General features: G+C 72.0%; 18 protein-coding genes. 11 read left to right on the forward strand and 7 right to left on the reverse strand.

Going from position 1 to position 18,174, the window contains the following annotated elements; genetic code table 11:
• Window positions 1-28 precede the first annotated feature (28 nt).
• Window positions 29-763, forward strand: coding sequence for a PP2C family serine/threonine-protein phosphatase (locus tag HHX31_RS22950; RefSeq protein ID WP_169950389.1), 735 nt, complete (start codon window positions 29-31; stop codon window positions 761-763).
• A 4-nt stretch (window positions 764-767) separates the two neighbouring features.
• Here the strand turns inward: HHX31_RS22950 and HHX31_RS22955 are convergent, their stop codons facing one another.
• The 4 genes from HHX31_RS22955 to HHX31_RS22970 all read right to left on the reverse strand — a co-directional run bounded on the left by HHX31_RS22955 (window position 768) and on the right by HHX31_RS22970 (window position 4,337).
• The gene (locus HHX31_RS22955; RefSeq protein WP_211590178.1) at window positions 768-1,412 is read right to left on the reverse strand and encodes an RloB family protein; all 645 of its coding nucleotides are present in this window, start codon (window positions 1,410-1,412) and stop codon (window positions 768-770) included.
• A complete protein-coding gene (locus HHX31_RS22960; RefSeq protein WP_169950390.1) occupies window positions 1,412-2,683 on the reverse strand; it encodes an ATP/GTP-binding protein in 1,272 nt (423 codons plus the stop codon). The genes HHX31_RS22955 and HHX31_RS22960 overlap by 1 nt, the downstream gene beginning before the upstream one ends.
• Window positions 2,684-2,923: 240 nt before the next feature.
• A complete protein-coding gene (locus tag HHX31_RS22965; RefSeq protein ID WP_211590179.1) occupies window positions 2,924-3,673 on the reverse strand; it encodes an SDR family NAD(P)-dependent oxidoreductase in 750 nt (249 codons plus the stop codon).
• A gap of 94 nt (window positions 3,674-3,767) precedes the next feature.
• Complete coding sequence (locus HHX31_RS22970) at window positions 3,768-4,337, reverse strand: CGNR zinc finger domain-containing protein (protein ID WP_169950392.1); 570 nt, start codon at window positions 4,335-4,337, stop codon at window positions 3,768-3,770.
• A gap of 71 nt (window positions 4,338-4,408) precedes the next feature.
• Between HHX31_RS22970 and HHX31_RS22975 the strand changes: the two genes are divergently transcribed.
• The 3 genes from HHX31_RS22975 (at window position 4,409) to HHX31_RS22985 (ending at window position 7,151) form a co-directional block, all read left to right on the forward strand.
• A complete protein-coding gene (locus tag HHX31_RS22975) occupies window positions 4,409-5,173 on the forward strand; it encodes a trans-aconitate 2-methyltransferase (protein ID WP_169950393.1) in 765 nt (254 codons plus the stop codon).
• A 65-nt stretch (window positions 5,174-5,238) separates the two neighbouring features.
• On the forward strand, window positions 5,239-6,357 hold the full coding sequence (locus HHX31_RS22980; protein WP_169950394.1) for an acetate/propionate family kinase: 1,119 nt from the start codon (window positions 5,239-5,241) through the stop codon (window positions 6,355-6,357).
• Window positions 6,358-6,368: 11 nt separating this feature from the next.
• Window positions 6,369-7,151 carry a PhzF family phenazine biosynthesis protein gene (locus HHX31_RS22985; RefSeq protein ID WP_169950395.1) on the forward strand — a complete coding sequence of 261 codons (783 nt, stop codon included), beginning with the start codon at window positions 6,369-6,371 and terminating at the stop codon, window positions 7,149-7,151.
• Between the two features lie 22 nt (window positions 7,152-7,173).
• Here HHX31_RS22985 and HHX31_RS22990 read toward each other — a convergent pair whose 3' ends face one another.
• Window positions 7,174-8,184, reverse strand: a complete 1,011-nt coding sequence (locus tag HHX31_RS22990) for a carboxymuconolactone decarboxylase family protein (protein ID WP_169950396.1) — start codon at window positions 8,182-8,184, stop codon at window positions 7,174-7,176.
• A 198-nt stretch (window positions 8,185-8,382) separates the two neighbouring features.
• Between HHX31_RS22990 and HHX31_RS22995 the strand changes: the two genes are divergently transcribed.
• Entirely contained in the window at window positions 8,383-9,705 is a 1,323-nt protein-coding gene (locus tag HHX31_RS22995) for a sensor histidine kinase (protein WP_169950397.1), read from the forward strand.
• On the forward strand, window positions 9,702-10,376 hold the full coding sequence (locus tag HHX31_RS23000; protein WP_169950398.1) for a response regulator transcription factor: 675 nt from the start codon (window positions 9,702-9,704) through the stop codon (window positions 10,374-10,376). Before HHX31_RS22995 ends, HHX31_RS23000 begins: the two co-directional genes overlap by 4 nt.
• Window positions 10,377-10,384: 8 nt before the next feature.
• Here the strand turns inward: HHX31_RS23000 and metE are convergent, their stop codons facing one another.
• Window positions 10,385-12,613, reverse strand: a complete 2,229-nt coding sequence (gene metE, locus HHX31_RS23005; RefSeq protein ID WP_169950399.1) for a 5-methyltetrahydropteroyltriglutamate--homocysteine S-methyltransferase — start codon at window positions 12,611-12,613, stop codon at window positions 10,385-10,387.
• Window positions 12,614-12,757: 144 nt separating this feature from the next.
• Complete coding sequence (locus tag HHX31_RS23010) at window positions 12,758-13,609, reverse strand: helix-turn-helix domain-containing protein (protein WP_169950400.1); 852 nt, start codon at window positions 13,607-13,609, stop codon at window positions 12,758-12,760.
• A gap of 87 nt (window positions 13,610-13,696) precedes the next feature.
• On the opposite strand from HHX31_RS23010, the gene HHX31_RS23015 reads away from it, so the two are divergent.
• From HHX31_RS23015 to HHX31_RS23035, 5 genes are all read left to right on the forward strand, one after another.
• Window positions 13,697-14,521, forward strand: coding sequence for an SDR family NAD(P)-dependent oxidoreductase (locus HHX31_RS23015; RefSeq protein WP_169950401.1), 825 nt, complete (start codon window positions 13,697-13,699; stop codon window positions 14,519-14,521).
• 224 nt (window positions 14,522-14,745) lie between these two features.
• Entirely contained in the window at window positions 14,746-15,567 is an 822-nt protein-coding gene (locus HHX31_RS23020; protein ID WP_169950402.1) for an SAM-dependent methyltransferase, read from the forward strand.
• A gap of 96 nt (window positions 15,568-15,663) precedes the next feature.
• Window positions 15,664-16,101 (forward strand): ester cyclase, encoded by a 438-nt coding sequence (locus HHX31_RS23025; RefSeq protein ID WP_169950403.1) that lies wholly within the window; start codon window positions 15,664-15,666, stop codon window positions 16,099-16,101.
• A gap of 16 nt (window positions 16,102-16,117) precedes the next feature.
• Window positions 16,118-17,014, forward strand: coding sequence for a LysR family transcriptional regulator (locus HHX31_RS23030; protein WP_169950404.1), 897 nt, complete (start codon window positions 16,118-16,120; stop codon window positions 17,012-17,014).
• Between the two features lie 549 nt (window positions 17,015-17,563).
• Window positions 17,564-18,007 (forward strand): DoxX family protein, encoded by a 444-nt coding sequence (locus HHX31_RS23035; protein ID WP_169950405.1) that lies wholly within the window; start codon window positions 17,564-17,566, stop codon window positions 18,005-18,007.
• Window positions 18,008-18,174: the final 167 nt, after the last annotated feature.

Here is an 18,174-nt window from a genome sequence, read left to right on the forward strand (position 1 = left end):
TGGCTCAACCAATGGTTTACTCAAAACCATGACGCACAACCGTATTCGGTACGCCGCTGGGTCGGACGTCGGGCGTTCGCGTGCCAACAACGAGGACTCGGTGCACGCCGGCGAGCGCCTGCTCGCCATCGCCGACGGGATGGGCGGGCACGGACACGGTGAGGTCGCCAGCGCGGCCGTCATCTCCACGCTGGCCAGGCTGGAGGACGGCCCGGCCCCCGCCGACACCGTGGCCACCCTCGCGGACGCCGTACGGGAGGCGGGGCAGCGCCTCGGCGACCTCGCCGCACAGGACCCGACGCTCGAACGGATGGGCACCACCGTCACCGCCATGCTGTGGGACGGCCACGGGAAGTTCGCCCTGGCCCACGTGGGCGACTCGCGGGCGTACATGCTGCGGGACGGCGCGCTGTACCAGATCACGCGCGACCACACGCTGGTGCAGTCGCTGGTGGACGACGGCCGGATGAGCCCCGACCAGGCCGCCCGCCACCCCCGCCGCTCCCTGCTGCTGCGGGCGCTGGAGACGAGCGGCCTGGCCGAGCCGGACCTGTCGTTGCGCGAGGCGTACCCGGGCGACCGTTATCTGTTGTGCTCCGACGGGCTCACCTCCGTGCTCGAACCCGAGGTCCTGCACCAGGTGCTCTCCACCGTGACCGATCCGCAGGAGGCGGTCCGCAGGCTCATCGAACTCGCCAACGAGGGCGGCGGACCCGACAACATCTCCTGCGTCGTCGCCGACGTCGAACCCGCCGACGCCTGAGCCGTCATCCGCCAACGCCGTTGGGGCGCACCTGCTCGCCTTCCAGACTCCGTAGGAATCTATACATGCCCGAAGATGGATTATCGTGCGGAAAGATCGTGCCATTTTCGGCGTGACGTACGTCAAGGCGCTCCGCATGTCGGGCGGCATTCTTCCGCAGAGGCATGTAGACGCCGGGGTCAATGCTCTTCCCCGGTCGGCCGTCCAGCGACCGAGAGCGACGCTCCGCCGCATCCGTTTCCATGAACGCGCCACAGTTGCCGAAATGTAATATCAGCCACAGCTCGAAACATGGGTTCGAGATTGCGAGATTGATCTCATTCGACCGAGCGAGGTCAATCGCCTGCGCCAGATTGGGGTGATTTCGCGGCCATTCGACGTCGAAGAGGCACCAGCATTCATCGATCTCCGGATCGCTCGCGCATTCCACAGCCTTCCTGACCAGTGTGATCGGCACACCTTGTTCGGGATGTATCTGTATGTTCAGCATGGTGTTCTCGGCTATGTGCGGGAGCCGCTTCAGGCCATTGATGTAGTCCGGCTCCGAACTCCGGCCCTCACAGAAAACCATGATCGTGCGTAGCTCGGGGCGTTTCTCGGCGGTCCTCTTGAGCGGCCTTCCGCCTCTTTGCCGCCTGTTGAGTGCCATCAGCCGATCAACCCGAGCGCACGCAGCAGAGGAGTCTGATCCACTTGAGGGAGAGCACCGAATCTGCCATGGAGGTAGGCGTTCTCTAGATTCTGCGATTTACGCACGCGCTCTCCGGCGAAGTCGGCAAGAGCTCCGAGGCGAGTCGAGCCGTCGGCGCGCTTTTCCGTCAGCCATACCTCGTCCCTGTTCAGATGATTGAGGAGGCTCGTGTCATGAGACGTGAAGATCAGCTGAGCCCCCCGGGGATTGGTCACCGGACTATGGAAGAGGCGCAGCAACTCCGCGGACAATGTGGGATGCAGGCTGGCGTCAAGTTCGTCGAAAAGCACGATGGAGCCTTGCCTCAGAGCGGTCAGGATAGGACCGATCAGAGCGAACCAAGTTCTGGTGCCTTCCGACTCGACGCTCAACTCGAACGGCACACTCTCCTCCGTGGTTTTATGTAGCAGCCGAACTCTACGCTGTGTACGCACCTCCGAGTCGGGAAAACTTATCTCCTGGTGATCTATGATCACGTCTTCGATGCCGAGGTCGGCCATCCGCAGAAGCGCCAACGCCTGCTGGCGAGATCCGATAACTCCAAGCTCTTCGTTCGCGAAGAGAGAGGGTTGGTCGTTCGCCTCTTCGAACCAGCGTACGGTGGAGCGAGGAAGCAGCCCGCCGTAAAACCCCTGCGGCCTGCGCCTGGGCGCGTGGCCGAGGTTTTGCACCCTCAGGATCTCTCGCGCGAACTCCGACACCAGCGGTTCGTCGAAACGCCGGGCGATCGAGAGCGCCAGCGTCCTGTCCGTGAGGAGCTCGCGCGTTCCGGACAGGCTGCCGAGGCCCCTCTGCAGCTTCAAATCCGTCTCTTCACGCTCGAATATTCGCCTTCGCTTTTTCTCCGGGTAGTGAAATAGACCCTCATAGAGCACACGCTGCCGGTTCAACTCAAGCACATACTCATAGCGGATGTCGTTGATCGTGACATCGATACTGAACTCACTCGTGGAGCTGAGGCCATCGCCGAAGGCGAAGAGTTCGATCGGTATCTCATCCTCCCAGAAACGAAGAGAATGCTGGATCGCGTCGCGGAGCCAGGAAAGAGCTGCCACAAAATTGGACTTACCGGAGGCATTCGGCCCATACACTGCCGCAACCGGCAAGAGGCTCTCGCCCAGCAATGGCGCGGGACGCGCCTCTTCCCGATCTCGATCGATCGCGACCATGGATAGCTCGGCCGCCCCCCAGATGGATCGGTAGTTCGACACTCCGAATCTGATCAACATGAGCTCACACTATCTTGCACCAATGCTGTCGACACAGGGTTCAGAACGTAAAAAGTCGACGAGATCGTGGGTGTACGTGCAGGCACGCCGCGCGCAGACCTTCATACGTGAGAACCATCACGCGAATCGCGGGCCGCCGCACGCGGCTCGATCACGTGACCGGGCCGCGAGTGGCGTCCGGCCGGGCGATGGGTGTGCCGGTGGACCCGGGCGGTGGGCCCAGGTGGGCCCGGACGGACGTCAGACGGCCCAGCCGCCGTCCACGTTGATCGTCGCTCCGGTGACGTAGCGCTCGCCGTCGCCCGCCAGGTGGGCCACGGTCTCGGCGATGTCGCCCGGCTCCGCGTAGCGGCCGAGGACCGTCAGCCCCCGGATCGTGTCCGCCATGGGGCTGTCCGCCGGGTTCGAGGCGGTGTCGGTCGGGCCGGGATTGACGAGGTTGACCGTGATGCCGCGCGGCCCGAGGTCACGGGCGAGCCCCTTGGTCATTCCGGTCATGGCCGTCTTGCTCATCGCGTACAGGGCGAAGCCCGGGAAGACGGCACGCTCGGCCATGTTGCTGCCGATGGTGATGATCCGGCCGCCTTCGGTCATGTGAGCCGCCGCCGCCCGCGCGGCCAGGAACGGCCCGCGCACGTTGGCCGCGAGCGTACGGTCGACCTCCTCCTGCCCCAGATCCTCGATGGGCGCGACGTGGAAGACCGCCGCGTTGTTCACGAGGACGTCGAGCCGGCCGAGCTCCGCGGCCGCCTCGTCCACGGCCGCGGTGACCGCCGCCGCGTCACCGTTGTCGGCCCGGATGACCAGCGCTCGCCTGCCCATCCCCGTCACCTTCTCGGCCACGGCCGCCGCGCTGTCATCGTCGCGCTCGTAGGTAAGCGCCACGTCCGCGCCGCGCTCGGCCAGCTTGAGCGCGATCGCCGCGCCGATCCCCCGGCCACCCCCGGTGACCAGGGCCGCCCTGCCGTTCATGTCGTCGATTTCGTTCATGATGTCGAGCATGGCGGCGGCGCCACGGGGAGATCCGGCGGCGATCGGACCTCGCGTTCCGACCGCCAGGCCCGCGAGACAGGCGACAGTACTGTCAGGCGCCGCGCGCCCGGAAGGCGGCGGTCTTCACCCGGTTCTGGCAGGCGGTGGAGCAGAAGCGCCGGGTGCCGTTGCGGGAGGTGTCCACGTAGACGCGGTCGCAGTGGGGCGCGGTGCACACGCCGAGCCGGTCGTGCAACTCGCCGCCGAGCACCACGGCGAGGCCGGTCGCGCAGCCGGCGGCGTAGTTGGCGGCCAGGGTGCCGCCCGCGCCGTGGAAGTGCAGGTGCCAGGGCTCCCCGTCGTGCCGTTCGAGGTGCGGGCGCGCGTCCGTCTCCGCCAGCAGTTCGTTCACGGCGAGCGCCGCCGCGTCCACATCGCCGCTCGTCACCGCCTCGAACACGCGGCGCAGCCGCCCCGCGATCTCCGCGAGCGCGCCCGCCTCCGCCTCGGCCACCGTGGGCGCCCGCCTGTCGCCGCTCGCGAGCACGTCGGCGACCGCGGCCGTCCGCGCCTCGCCCGTCGGCGGCTCGTACGGCCGGCCCCGCGCCTCACCCGCCGTCAGCGCGTTGACCAGGCCCACGGCGACCGACACCACCGCATCGGTGTGACTGTTGAAGTTCACTTGACCAGTTACACCCTTGCGCTCTACGTTGTAACTGCCGAAAGCATACACGCCAGTTACATGGAGGCAGCATGCTCACTCTGGACGTCGCCGCCCGGTGGATCGACCGCTGGGACCGCCAGCAGGAGGGCTACCTCCCCGACCGGGAGGAGCGGTTCACGGCGCTGATCGACGCGGTCGAGGCGGGCGTCGGCCGCCCGGACCCACTGGTGATCGACCTCGGCTGCGGACCCGGCTCGCTCTCGGCCCGCCTGCTCGCACGCCTGCCCCGGGCCACCGTCGTCGCGGTGGACACCGACCCCCTGCTGCTGTCGCTCGGCCGGGCCGCGTACGGCGACCGCGACGGCCTGCGCTTCGCCGACCTGGACCTGCGCGAACCGGGGTGGAGCCAGGCGCTCGGCCTCGACCGCCCCGCCGACGCGGCGGTGAGCACGACCGCCCTGCACTGGCTGGCCGAGCCGGACCTGCGGGCCGTGTACGCCGAACTGGCGGCCGTGCTGCGGACTGGCGGGCTGTTCCTCAACGGCGACCACCTGGTCTCCGAGGACGTCACCCCCACGCTGGCCCGCCTGGAGCAGGCCGTGCACGAGAGCGAGGAGCGACGGCGCTTCGCCGAGGGCAGGCCGGAGGACTGGCGGCAGTGGTGGGACGCGATCACCGCCGACCCCGACCTCGCGGGCGTCGCAACACCCCGGCCGGCCACCACGTCGCACCACGGCTCGGAGTCGCTCCACCTGTCCACCCACGTCGAAGCCCTCCGCGCGGCGGGCTTCGGCGAGATCGGGACGCTCTGGCAGCGCGGCCACAACCGCCTGCTCTGCGCCGTGCGCCCGTAGTCCGCAGGGACCTCCGGCGGGCCGCCTTCGGGTTTGCCCGCCGGATCGCCGGGGAGACGGACGCCATGACACCGGTCGTGCTCACCGTCAACGCCGGCTCCAGCAGCCTGCAACTGCATCTGGTGCGCGACGACCGCGTCCTGCGCACCGAGCACAGCGAGCACGGCCCGGATCCCGCCGCGGCGGAGCGCACGCTGTCGGACTTCCTGGCCCGGGCGGACGCCGAGGTGACCGCCGTCGGCCACCGGCTCGTGCACGGCGGCGAGGCCGTACGCGCGCCGGTCGTGGCCGACGACGACGTGGTCAAGGCGGTGCGCGGATACGCCGATCTCGCCCCGTTGCACGTGCCGCCCGCGCTCGCGCTGGTGGAGGCGGCCCGGCGGGTGCTGCCGTCGGCGCCGCACGTGCTGTGTCCCGACACCGCCTTCCACGCGGGGCTGCCCGCCGCCGCCGCGACCTACGCCCTGCCCGCCGAGTGGCGGCGACGGTGGGGCCTTCGCCGTTACGGCTTCCACGGGCTGTCGTACGCGTGGGCGGCCAGGCGGGCGGCCGAACTGCTCGGGCGGCCGGCCGGTGAGGTCAGTCTGGTCCTCACGCATCTCGGCGGCGGGTGCTCGGTCTGCGCCGTACGGGACGGCCGGAGCGTGGACACCTCGATGGGGTTCACGCCGCTGGAGGGCGTGCCGATGAGCAAGCGGTCGGGCAGCGTCGATCCCGGCATGCTCCTGTGGCTGCTGTCGGGCTCGCGCCTCACGCTCGACGAACTGCGCGAGGGGCTTGAGCACGACTCCGGCCTGCTCGGGCTCTCCGGTGGCCTGTCCGGCGACACCCGCGACCTGGTCGCCTCGAAGGAGGAGGCCGCCGCCCTGGCGCTCGGCGTGTTCGCCTACCGGGTGAGCCGCGAGATCGCCGCCGCCACCGCCGCGCTCGACCGGCTCGACGCGCTCGTGTTCACCGGCGAGATCGGCTGGGACCAGCCCGAGGTGCGCGAGGCGGTGTGCGGCGCGCTGTCGCTGCTCGGCGTGGAGCCGCCCGCCGTGACCGACGCCGACCGGGACCTCGTCGTCAGCCCGCCGGGCGCCCGCGTGCCGGTCCTCGTCGTACGGCCCCGGGAGGAGCTCCAGCTCGCCCGGGAGACACTCGCCGCGCTCGGCCGTTCCGCCGGTGTGGCCGGTCGGCCGTAGAATCCGCGGGCATGCGCATCTTCACCGTTGACTCTTTCACCGACCGGCCGTTCCGGGGCAATCCCGCCGCGGTCTGCCTCCTCGACGAGACCGTGCCGGACGAGTGGATGCAGGCCGTGGCCGCCGAGATGCGTCACTCGGAGACGGCCTTCGTGCTGTCGCAGGGCGATGGTCCGTGCTCACTGCGCTGGTTCACCCCCGAGGTCGAGGTCGCGCTGTGCGGGCACGCCACCCTGGCCACCGCGCACGTCCTCTACTCGCTGGGCGAGTCCGGGCGGCTGGAGTTCGCCACCAAGAGCGGCGTGCTCGCCACCGACCAGGAGGAGGGCGGCCTGATCACGATGGACTTCCCGGCGAACCCGGCCACGCCGTGCCCGCCCCCGGAGGGCCTCGCCGAGGCCCTCGGCGTCACCCCGCTGAGGACCGGGCGCAGCCGGTTCGACGTCCTGGTCGAGGTCGGGTCGGCCAAGGAGGTGCGGGCCGCGGACCCCGACATGGCGCGGCTGACCGAGGTCGACGCCAGGGGCGTCATCGTGACGGCGCCGGGCGAGGGCGCCTCCGCCGACTACGTCTCCCGGTTCTTCGCGCCCCGGGTGGGCGTGCCCGAGGACCCCGTCACCGGCTCGGCGCACTGCGTGCTCGCGCCGTACTGGTCCGCCGCGCTCGGCCGGGACACGCTCGTCGGGGAGCAGTTGTCGCGGCGCGGCGGGACCGTGCGCACGACCCTGCGCGGCGACCGGGTCGAACTCGCCGGGACGGCCGTGACCATCTGGTCCGGCGAGCTGGAGGTCTGACCGGAGGCCGAGTTCCCGATGGTCAGGACGTGGCCGCCACGGCGAGGGCGGCCTCGATCCGCCACACGGCGGTGATCGCCCCGAACGCCAGCAGTCGCACGAGGTCGGCGTCGGACCGCCCGCCCCCGGTCTCCCGCCAGGCGGCGACGTCGGCGTCGGTCACCCGGTAGGGCGCGAGGGCGGCCAGCAACGCGAGCCTGGCCGCGGGACGCTCCGCGGGCGCCACCCGCGCCAGTGGGCCGGACGGCCAGCCGGACAGAGCAGGATGCTCGCCGTCCCAGGCCGCGACGGCCTCCACGACCGCCTCACCCGCCGTGCCGCCCAGGAGGGCGGCCCCCTCCCCCGCCGTGGCGTGCAGCGCGGCGAACGCCGTCCCGATGGGCGTGCCCGCCGCCCAGGCCCTGACCCTGCCAGGCGGCAGCCCCCGCAGCAGGGGCAGCGCCTCGCCCACCGGCAGCCTGCGGCGCACCGTCCTGGCCATGGCCATGCCGCCCAGACCGCGGACGAGCCGCGACCGCTGCAGGCCGGCGGGCAGGAGGTCGTCGGTGAGCAGCGACGACACCATGCGGTTGATGAAGTGGAAGGCGAGGGCCGTGCCGATGTGCTCGGCCGCCTGATCCGGCGGGCACGGCGGCGCCTGTCCGGCCGTCGCCGTGCCGGTGGCCCAGTCGAACAGCCGCGCGTGCCCGGCATCGGACGGCCGCTCCCCCCGCGCCACGGTCTCGGCCAGCCGGTGCTCACCGGTCGCGTGCAGGAGCACGGTGTGCGCGTCCACGCAGAACGGGCACTTGTTGGCGAGCGAGACCCCGGCGGCGACGACCTCCTTGCCCGCCCGCGACGCCCGGCCGGCGAGCAGCGACTCGCGCAGCACGGCCCAGGTGGCGGCCAGCACGTCCGGAGCCGGGGACAGCGTCATGAACAGCGGCATGCGGGCCATGCCGAAGTCCCGGGCGATCTGGGCATACACCTCGGCCACCCTGCCGGTCGCGGCCTCCCTCGGCACCGGGGTCACATAGCGGTACGGCGTGGGCATCCTGGCCTCCCCATCGGTCGTGCTGTCATGGGGCCCGATCCTGCCTGGCGCCGGCGTCCCCGGTCGTCGTACGGCGGGAGGCGTTCCGCGCCGCTCCCCGGAACGGCGGCACGCGTGCGCCGTACTCCGGCGGGAGTAGCGCGGGATCGGTCCGGCGGGAGGAGGCGGCGCGAACCGGTCACGGTCTACGCTTCGCGCATGGACGGCGATCGCGGACGGCAGTCCTCCTCCGGCCCGCCCGCTACCCCGGACCGGACGGCGCCCCATGACGCGGGAACGCCGGACGGCCGGTCGGGCGCGCGGCGCCTCGCCGGGACGCACGCCTCGGACGTCGCGATCGCGGGCGCGGTGGCGGCGCTGCTCGTAGGCGGGACCCTGGTGCCCGGCGCGCCGAGCGGCCCCGCGCAGGTGGGGGTGGCCGGCTACCTGCTCCTGGTGGGCGGGGCCGCCGCCCTGGCGGTGCGGCGGACCGCGCCGGTGACCGCGCTCGTCGTCTCGGCGGCCTGCATGCTGGGCTATGCCCTGCGGGTGTCGCCCGAGACCCCGACCGCCTTCCCCGTGATCGTCGCCGTCTTCTCCGCCGCGAACGCGGGCCGGCGCGTGTGGGCGGCGTCGGCGAGCGCGGTCTACCTCGCCGGTGTCCTGCTCGTGGAGCTGTCGGACGTCGGCGCGCGGAGCCCGCGTGAGGAGGTCGACCGGGTCGGCCTGCTGCTCGGCTGGTTCGTCGCCGCCAACGTGGCGGGGGTCGTCTCGCGGCAGCGGCGGGCGTACCTGCGCCAGGCCGAGCAGCGCGCCGCCGAGGCTGAGCGGACCCGCGAGGAGGCCGCGCTGCGCCGGGCGGGCGAGGAGCGGCTGCGCATCGCCAGGGAGTTGCACGACTCGCTCACCCACAGCATCTCGATCATCAAGGTGCAGGCCGGGGTGGCCGTCCACCTGGCGCGCAAGCGGGGCGAGGACGTGCCTCCCGCGCTGCTGGCCATCCAGGACGCGAGCGCGGACGCCATGCGGGAACTGCGCGCGACGCTCGAGGTGCTGCGGGAGCCCGGCGACGACGACGCCTCCGGCACGGACAGGGCCGGCCGGATCGCCGAACTCGTCGAGCGGGCGCGGTCGGCGGGCGTGCCCGCGACGCTGGCGGTCACCGGCACACCCCACGCGCTGCCGCCCGAGGTCGACCTGGCCGCCTACCGGATCGTGCAGGAGGCGCTCACCAACGTGGCGCGGCACGCGGGCCCCGCCTCCGCGTCTGTGCACGTCGGCTACCGGCCCGGCGCCCTCGTCGTACGCGTCGAGGACGACGGCCCTGGCCTGCCCGGGGAGCCGTACGGCGCGCAGCGGCCCGGACCTGTTCGCACGGGCGTGGGACTCACCGGCATGCGGGAGCGGGTGACCGCGCTCGGCGGGCGGCTCCAGGCTGGTCCCGGGCCGGACGGCGGTTTCACCGTCCACGCCGAACTGCCGCTGCCGGCCGCGGCGACCGGGTCCGACGACGTGCCCACGGCCGAGGAGGGCGCGGCGTGATCAGAGTGCTGCTCGTGGACGACCAGTCCCTCATCCGGGCCGGGTTCCGGGCGCTGCTCGACGCCGAGGAGGGCATCGAGGTGGTCGGCGAGGCGGGCGACGGCGAGCGGGGCCTGGCGCTGGCCGAGCGGCACCTGCCCGACATCGCGCTCGTGGACATCCAGATGCCCGTCATGGACGGCATAGAGACGACCCGCCGCATCGCCGCCGACCCCCGCCTGGCCGCGACGCGGGTGGTGATCCTGACCAACTACGGGCTCGACCGGTACGTGTTCGACGCGCTGCGCGCGGGCGCGAGCGGGTTCCTGCTCAAGGACACCGAACCCGTGGAGCTACTCCAGGCGATCAGGGTCGCCGCGCGCGGCGACGCCCTGCTGTCCCCCGCCGTCACCCGCACGCTGATCAGCGAGTACGTCTCCCGCCCGCCGGAGGCCGTGCCGACGGCCTCCCTGGCGGAGCTCACGAACCGCGAACGGGAGGTCGTCGCCCTGGTCGCGCGCGGCCTCACCAACGAGGAGATCGCCGCGCACATGGTGATCAGCCCGTTCACCGCCAAGACCCACGTCAGCAGGGCGATGACGAAGCTGGGCGCGCGGGACCGCGCCCAACTCGTCGTGTTCGCCTACGAATCCGGCCTGGTGGTCCCCCGGGGTTCCGGCACGCCTCGCTGAGCGAGGGCTCAGGCGTGCCGCGCACGCAGGCGGGCCGCCGCTTCCGCCACGTTGGCGAGCGCTGCCTCGACCTGCTCGTACGACCGGGTCTTCAGCCCGCAGTCGGGGTTCACCCAGAGCCGCTCGGCAGGCACCGCCCGCAGCGCCTCCGTGAGCAGGCCCTCCACCTCGTCCACGCCCGGCACCCGGGGCGAGTGGATGTCGTAGACGCCGGGTCCGAGCCCACGGGAGAAGCCGCCGACCACGCCCAGCACGCGTCCCCGCGAGCGGGCCGACTCGATGCTCGTGACGTCGGCGTCGAGGGCGTCGATCGCGGCGAGGATCTGGTCGGCGTCGGAGTAGCACAGGTGGGTGTGGATCTGCGTGCGCTCGCTCGCGCCCGAGGTGGCCCATCGGTAGGCCGCGACGGCCCACTCCAGGTAGGTGTCCTGCTCGGCCCGCCGCAGCGGCACCAGCTCCCGCAGGGCCGGCTCGTCGACCTGGATCACGCGGATGCCGGCCTCTTCCAGGTCTGCCACCTCCTCCCTGACGGCGTCGGCGACCTGGAGGACCACCTCGCGAAGCGGCAGGTCGTCGCGGACGAACGACCACGCCACGATCGTCACGGGGCCGGTGAGCATGCCCTTGACCGGCTTACTCGTGAGCGACTGCGCGAACCTCGCCCAGCGAACGGTGATCGGCTCGGACCGCCCCACGTCGCCGTGCAGGATCGGCGGGCGGGTGCAGCGCGAGCCGTACGACTGGACCCAGCCGTGCCGGGTGACGGCGAAGCCGTCGAGATGCTCGGCGAAATACTGCACCATGTCGTTGCGCTCCGGCTCGCCGTGCACGAGGACGTCCAGCCCGAGCCGCTCCTGCAGCGCGATCACCCGCTCGATCTCGGTGCGGACCACGCTCTCGTACGCCGCCTCGCCGATCTCCCCGGCCGCCAGCGCGGCCCTGGCCCCGCGCAGCGCTCCCGTCTGCGGGAACGAGCCGATCGTGGTGACAGGGAGAAGCGGCAGCTTGAGGTGTTCCGCCTGCGCCGCCGCCCGTACGGGGTAGGGGGCCCGGCCCTGCCCGGTCCGGCGTCCGTACGCGGGCGGACGGCCCTGGACCACGGATTCGCCGGGCAGATGAGAGCCGGGCAGGTGCGGGCCAGATGCGGCGGCGAGCAGGCGCGTCAGCCCGGCCACCTCGGCGACCTTCTGCTCGGCGAACGCCAGCCGCTCCCGCAGCGAGGGATCGAGACCGGTCTCCCGCTCCACGTCGTACGGCACGTGCAGCAGCGAGCACGACGTGCCCACCGCCACCCGGCCCGCGCGCTCCCGCACCGCGAGCAGGGTGGCCAGGGCCCGGTCCGTGTCGGTGCGCCAGACGTCGCGGCCCGACACCACACCGGCGACGACCGTCTTGCCGGCCAGCGCCTCGATCCCGTGGCCCGTGCCCCGGACGAGGTCCAGCGCGACGGCCTCGACCGGCGTCCCCGCCAGCACCGGCAACGCGTCGCCGAGATCCCCGAAGTAGGACGCCACCAGCAGCGCGGGCCGGTGCTCCAGCCGTCCGAGCCGTCTGTACGCCGTTCCTGCCGCGGCCAGTTCGGCGGGGGTGCGGTCGGCGACCAGGGCGGGCTCGTCTAGTTGCACCCAGCCGACGCCCTCCGCGGCCAAGTCCGCCAGCAGCCGCGCGTACACCTCGACGACGTCGTCCAGCCGGTCGAGCGGGGCGAAGCCGTCAGGGCTGTCCGGGGAGGCCTGCGCCAGCAGCAGGAACGTCACCGGCCCGACCACCACCGGCCGGGTCTCCAGGCCCAGGGCGCGGGCCTCGCGCACCTCGGCCAGCGGCTTGGCCGCGTCGAGGGAGAAGACCGTCTCCGGACCGATCTCGGGGACGATGTAGTGGTAGTTGGTGTCGAACCACTTGGTCATGCGCAGCGGGGCGAGCCCGTCGGCGCCGCGGGCCATCGCGAAGTAGGTCGCCAGGTCGTCGGCCTGCCGGTAACGCTCCGGCACCGCCCCGAGCAGCACCGCCGTGTCGAGCACCTGGTCGTAGTAGGAGAAGGTGTTCGACGGCAGCCCGTCCAGGCCCAGCCCGGCGAGCCGCCGCCAGGTGTCCTCCCGCAGCGACCGTGCCGTGCTCTCCAGGTCTCGCCGGTCCGCGCGCCCCTCCCAGTACGCCTCCAGTGCCCGCTTCAGCTCCCGGTCCGGGCCGATCCGCGGATACCCCAGCACGGTCGACGCGGGAAAAGACGACGTCATCACGACTCCTCGTTCGTCGGACAGGACGCCACGCATCCTCTCCGCGCCGGACCCGCTCCCGCCCGATCCATTGCCGGTGCTTATGGATCAGCTCGCCGTCGTCCTGATAAGCCGCCGGCATTCATAAGCGGCGAGGCCGCACGGTCAGTGGGGGACGTCCATGCGCTGCGTGCCGATCACCGACAGCAGCCGGAGCGCCTCCTCCGACGGCGAACCGGGCACGGCGGTGTAGATCACCATCTGCTGGTCGCGGTCGGCGATGTCGAGGACGTCGCAGTTGACGGTGACCTGGCCGACCATCGGGTGCGCGAAGGTCTTGCACAGAGTGCGTCCGCTCCCCACGTCGTGGGACCGCCACAGCCGCGCGAACTCGTCGCTCTTGGCGAGGAGCTCGTCCACCAGCTCGGTCACCTCGGGCGCGCCGGGGTAGCGAGCGGCGGCGGCCCGCAGGCGCCGGGCCGCGTGGCGGGCGAACTCGTCGGCGTCGGAGGCCCCGTACAACCGCCGTCCCTCGTGGTGCGGCCCGATGAAGACGCGGCGCACCAGATTGCGGTCACGCGGCGGCAGGGCGGAGAAGTCCTCCATCAGGGCGGCGGCCAGGTCGTTCCAGGCGAGCACCTCCAGCGTCGCCGACGTCACGAACGCGGCGGTCTGCGGCAGCCTCCGCAGCAGGTCCAGGATGCTCTGCCGCACCTCGCGCGGGGGCCCGGGCGGCGCGGCGAGCGAGGCGCCGGCGAGGTGGTGGAGGTGGGTGCGCTCCACGTCCGACAGGCGCAGGGCCCGGGCCAGCCCCGACAGCACCTCGCCGGACGGACGCGGACCGCGGGCCTGCTCCAGCCGGGTGTAGTACTCGACCGAGATGAAGGCCAGCCGCGCCACCTCCTCACGACGCAGCCCGGGGGTGCGGCGCCGGGGCCCGGCGGGCAGTCCCACGTCGGCAGGGGTGATCCGCTCACGCCTGCTGCGGAGGAATTCGGCCAGTTCTCTACGGTCCACACCTTTCAGTGTGCGCGAAGCGCGACGGCGATCCAGGTACAACCGGTGCCTGGATCGGCCGCGCGAGCCGGAGAAGGCTCAGATGCCATGGACACAACGACCACTGACACAACGACCACTGACACAACGACCACTGGCACTTTTCCCACCGCCTCGGGCCTGCTGGCCGGCAAGGTCGCCTTCATCAGCGGCGCGGGACGCGGCATCGGAGCCGCGGCGGCGCGGCTGTTCGCCTGGGAGGGCGCCCGGGTGCTGCTCGCGGCCCGGACCGAGACCCAGCTCAAGGCCGTGACCGAGGAGATCCGGGCGGCGGGCGGCACCGCGGACCACGTCGTGTGCGACCTGGCCGACGCGGCGAGCGTGCGGGCCGCCGTGCGCCGCGCCGTGGACCTGTACGGCCGGCTCGACGTCGCGTTCAACAACGGGGCGGTCAGCCAGCCGCCCGGCCCGATGGACCGGCTGGCCGAGGCCGACTTCGACCTGCTCTACTCCGTGAACCTCAAGGGCGTCTGGCTGGCCATGGCCGCGGAGGTGGAGGCGATCCGGGCCACCGCGGGCACGGGCGCCATCGTCAACAACTCGTCCGTCGGCAGTTGGGGAGGCAACCCTGAGCTTCCGGCGTACGGGGCGATGAAGCGGGCGGTCAACAGCCTCACCGAGTCGGCCGCCGTTACCTACGGCCCCGAGGGCATCCGCGTCAACGCGATCGCTCCCGGCAACACGCTCACCGAGATGATCCGCGCCTGGGAGGCGGAGTCCCCGGGTCTCCAGGAGCGGCTCAAGGCGCACACCCCGCTGCGCCGGGGAGCCGACCCCGCCGAGATCGCCGAGGCCGCCGCGTGGCTGCTGAGCGACCGCTCCTCCTTCGTGACCGGCGCCGTCCTTCGGGTCGACGGCGGCGCCCGGGTCTGAGCCGGGCGGCGGCGTCCGGACGTTCCGCTTCGACCGGCCGTGCCAAGGCTCAGGGATGAGCGCGCAGGGCTTCGAGTAGCCAGGCGTAGTCGTCCGCGTGCGACGGCTTGGGCTCCCGGCCGTTGATCACCAGATCGTGCGCACCGGCATGCCGGTGCGGCTTTCGCACCGGGACGCCCGACTATCTAGGGTGTGGAGTGATCATCCCGACGGTAGGAGGACCGGTGAGCGAAGTCCCGGCGGACGGCCCCGGCGAGGAGCACCGTCCCACACTCGACACGAGCGTGCCCCACTCGGCGCGCATCTGGAACTACTTCCTGGGCGGCAAGGACCACTTCACCGTCGACCGGGAACTCGGCGCGCAGATCCAGCAGGCCTACCCCGGCATCGTGGACATCGCCCGGCAGTCGCGGGGCTTCCTCGGCCGTGCCGTACGGCACCTGGCGGGCGAGGCCGGTATCCGGCAGTTCCTCGACATCGGCACCGGCCTGCCGACCGCCGACAACACCCACCAGGTGGCCCAGCGGGTGGCGCCGGAGTCGAGGGTCGTGTACGTCGACAACGACCCCCTGGTGCTGGTGCACGCCAACGCCCTGCTGACCAGCAGCCCGCCCGGCGTGACCGACTACATCGAGGCCGACGTACGCGACCCGGACAAGATCCTGCGGGCGGCGTCGAAGACGCTCGACTTCGGCGAGCCGGTGGCGCTCATGTTGCTGGGGATCATGGGCCAGGTGATCGACGACGAGGAGGCGTACGGCATCGTGCGTCACCTCATGGACGCCCTGCCGTCCGGCAGCCACCTGGTGTTCGAGGACGGCACGAAGGTCGTCGCGCCCGATGCCGCCGACGAGGCGGAGCGCATCCGCCGCGAGGGCGGCGACCCCTACCGGCTGCGTACGCCCGAGCAGATCGCGCGCTTCTTCGACGGTCTCACGCTGCTGGAGCCCGGTGTGGTGTCGGTGTCGCGGTGGCGGCTCGAGCCCAGCCAGTTCGGTGAGGCGCCCGAGGTCGACGCGCTGTGCGGCGTCGCCCGCAAGCCCTGAGCCCTCATCCGGCCCCCCACTGAGCCCTGGGGCCGCGCGCCCCGGCGTCGTCGTCCGTCGCCAGGGGTAGGAGTTCCAGGAGGGGGTGGGAGACCGATGGCCGAGATCGCCGTGCTGATCGAGACCCTCGCGGACGCGATCAACCACCACGACGAGGAGCGGCTGGTCCGTTGCTTCACCCCGAGGGCCGTCTTCGTGACGCCCGCGGGGGTGACGGAGGGTCACGAGCAGATCGGCTGGTACTTCCGGCAGCTCTTCATCGCGTTTCCCGACCTGCGCAACGAGTCCACCGCACAGGCGGTCCTCGACGACACCGTCGTCGTGGAGTGGACGTTCAACGGCACCCACACCGGCCCGCTGCTGCTGCCGGGCGGCACGGAGGTCATGGGCACCGGCCGCCGCGTGGTCGTCCCCGCGGCGAGCGCGTACACGATGGGCGACGACGGCGTGTTCGCCAGCGGGCGGGTCTACTACGACCAGTTGACGTTCTACCGCCAGACGGGCTACGACCTGCGGCTGCGCCGGCCCGGCTGATCTCCCATACTGGAGCGTGGACTCCGGCCCGCCGCTGCGCGACATCGGCTGCTTCGCCGTCGTCGCCCGGCACCTCAGCTTCTCCCGCGCCGCCGCCGAGCTGGGCGTCTCCCAGCCCGCCGCGAGCCAGGCCGTCGGCCGTCTCGAGCGCGTGCTAGGCGTCCGCCTGTTCGAGCGGACGAGCCGTGAGGTCCACCTGTCACCGGCCGGCAAGGCGCTGCTGCCGCACGCCGAGGCACTGCTGGAGTCGGCGGCCGTCTTCTCGGCCGAGGCGAGACGGCTGGCGGCGACCGAGGGCGGCGGCGTCCGCCTGGCCTATCCCCCGCTCGCCGGCGGCCTCGCGGCGCGGATCGCCCGCCGGATGGCGCGCCACGATCCCCCGGCCGAGGTGGAGTTGCGCCCGGCCGGCCGTGCCGCCGCCGTCGCGGCCCTCGCCGCCGGCGAGGTGACCGCGGCCGTCCTCGCGGCGCCCTTCCCCCGGGAGCTGACCACGGCCGCCCGTTTCCACGTGCCCGTCGGTCACCTGGCCGTGCCGGCCGGCGATCCGCTCGCCGGCCTGCCCTGCCTGCGGCCGGAGCGGCTGACGCGCGGCCGGGTGCTGATGCCGCGCGAACGCCCGCCCGGCGGGGTGTGGGCACGGCTCGCCGCCCGCGTCCCGCCGCACCGGCGGCACGTCGTCGCGGACGAGATCGACGACTTCGCCGCCGCGCTCGACCTGGTCGCGGCCGGCGTCGGCCTGCTGCCTGCTCCGCTCCTGATCGTCACCTCCGTCCGCAGGGACGACGTCGCCTTCGTCCCCCTGGACGCGGACGACCTCCGCCTGACGTACGCGCTGGCATGGCGGGGCGAACGGCTGTCGGCCGAGTTGATGGCGCTGGTGCGCACGGCGCAGGAGTGCCTGTGGACCAGGTGACCCGCTGGTCACGAAGGCGTTCCGAAGAAAGTTTCAGGCGGGCTCCCGGAATTCGGCGGAGCATCCATCGAAAAAGCGGCAGGTGACCGGGACGCGCCACGCGCGTATCGACGACTCGTGACAGGAACCTGACAGAAAAATACTTGAACCCTTGACTAGTGGCGCCTGCATAAGCAATCTTTGTGCTACGCCGCCTACGCGTATTCAACGTTGAATAAGCGGATGAGCGGCCGCCGTGGTCCACGGGCGAAACACTGCACGATCAGCGACGACGCTGTGTTCTTCAGGCTTTGACCAGGTGATCCGCGTCTTGGGCACGCGCCCGCGCGGCTTCCCGCCGCCTGACATCTCATTCGCCGACAATGTGAGCCACGGGACGACGGAAATGACGGCCTGTTTACTGTGCCCTGACTCCTGATAGGCGCGGCCGGAGTTTTCCCTTTTCCCTTTCGCCGGTTCTTTCCCGGCGCGTTCCCTTGGGCTGCCCGGAGCGCGATCACGCGTACGCGGCGACGCCCATCCCGCACGCACGACAAGAAAGGTGATCACATGAAAGCGGAACAGATCCGCGGACCGGTCCTCTCGCTATTCCGCATGGTGACGGGGCTGCTGTTCGTCTGCCACGGTGTGGCGACGATCTTCGGCGTGCTGGGCGGCGCCCGCGGAACCGGCCAGGCCGTGCCGTTCGGCACGTGGCCGAGCTGGTGGGCGGCCGCGATCCAGCTGGTGTTCGGGGCGCTCGTGCTCGCCGGGCTGCTCACCCGCGTCAGCGCGCTGCTCTGCTCGGGCTCCATGGCGTACGCCTACTTCGTGGTCCACGCGCCCCAGGACCTGTTCCCGCTCCTGAACGGCGGCGAGGCCGCAGCCATGTTCTGCTGGTCGTTCTTCCTCATCGCCGTCTTCGGGCCCGGCGCCTGGGCGCTGGACACGCTGATCCACCGGATACGGCACGACGACGTCGAGTCGTACTCACCCGCCCCCGTACAGGCGTAGCCGCCCGAGCCGCCGCCCGCCGGCTGCCGATCGCGCCGGTGGGCGGCGAGCTGAAAGTTTCAGCTCCGCGACCTGCCTTCCCCGCTCCGACCTGGTGGTACGTCTCCGTGACCGGAGCGTGCTTGGATCGGGCCGCCTCGCGTACACACGATCCGGGCGGGAGCCTT

The organism is Microbispora sp. H11081 (assembly GCF_012999535.1).
GTDB lineage: Bacteria > Actinomycetota > Actinomycetes > Streptosporangiales > Streptosporangiaceae > Microbispora.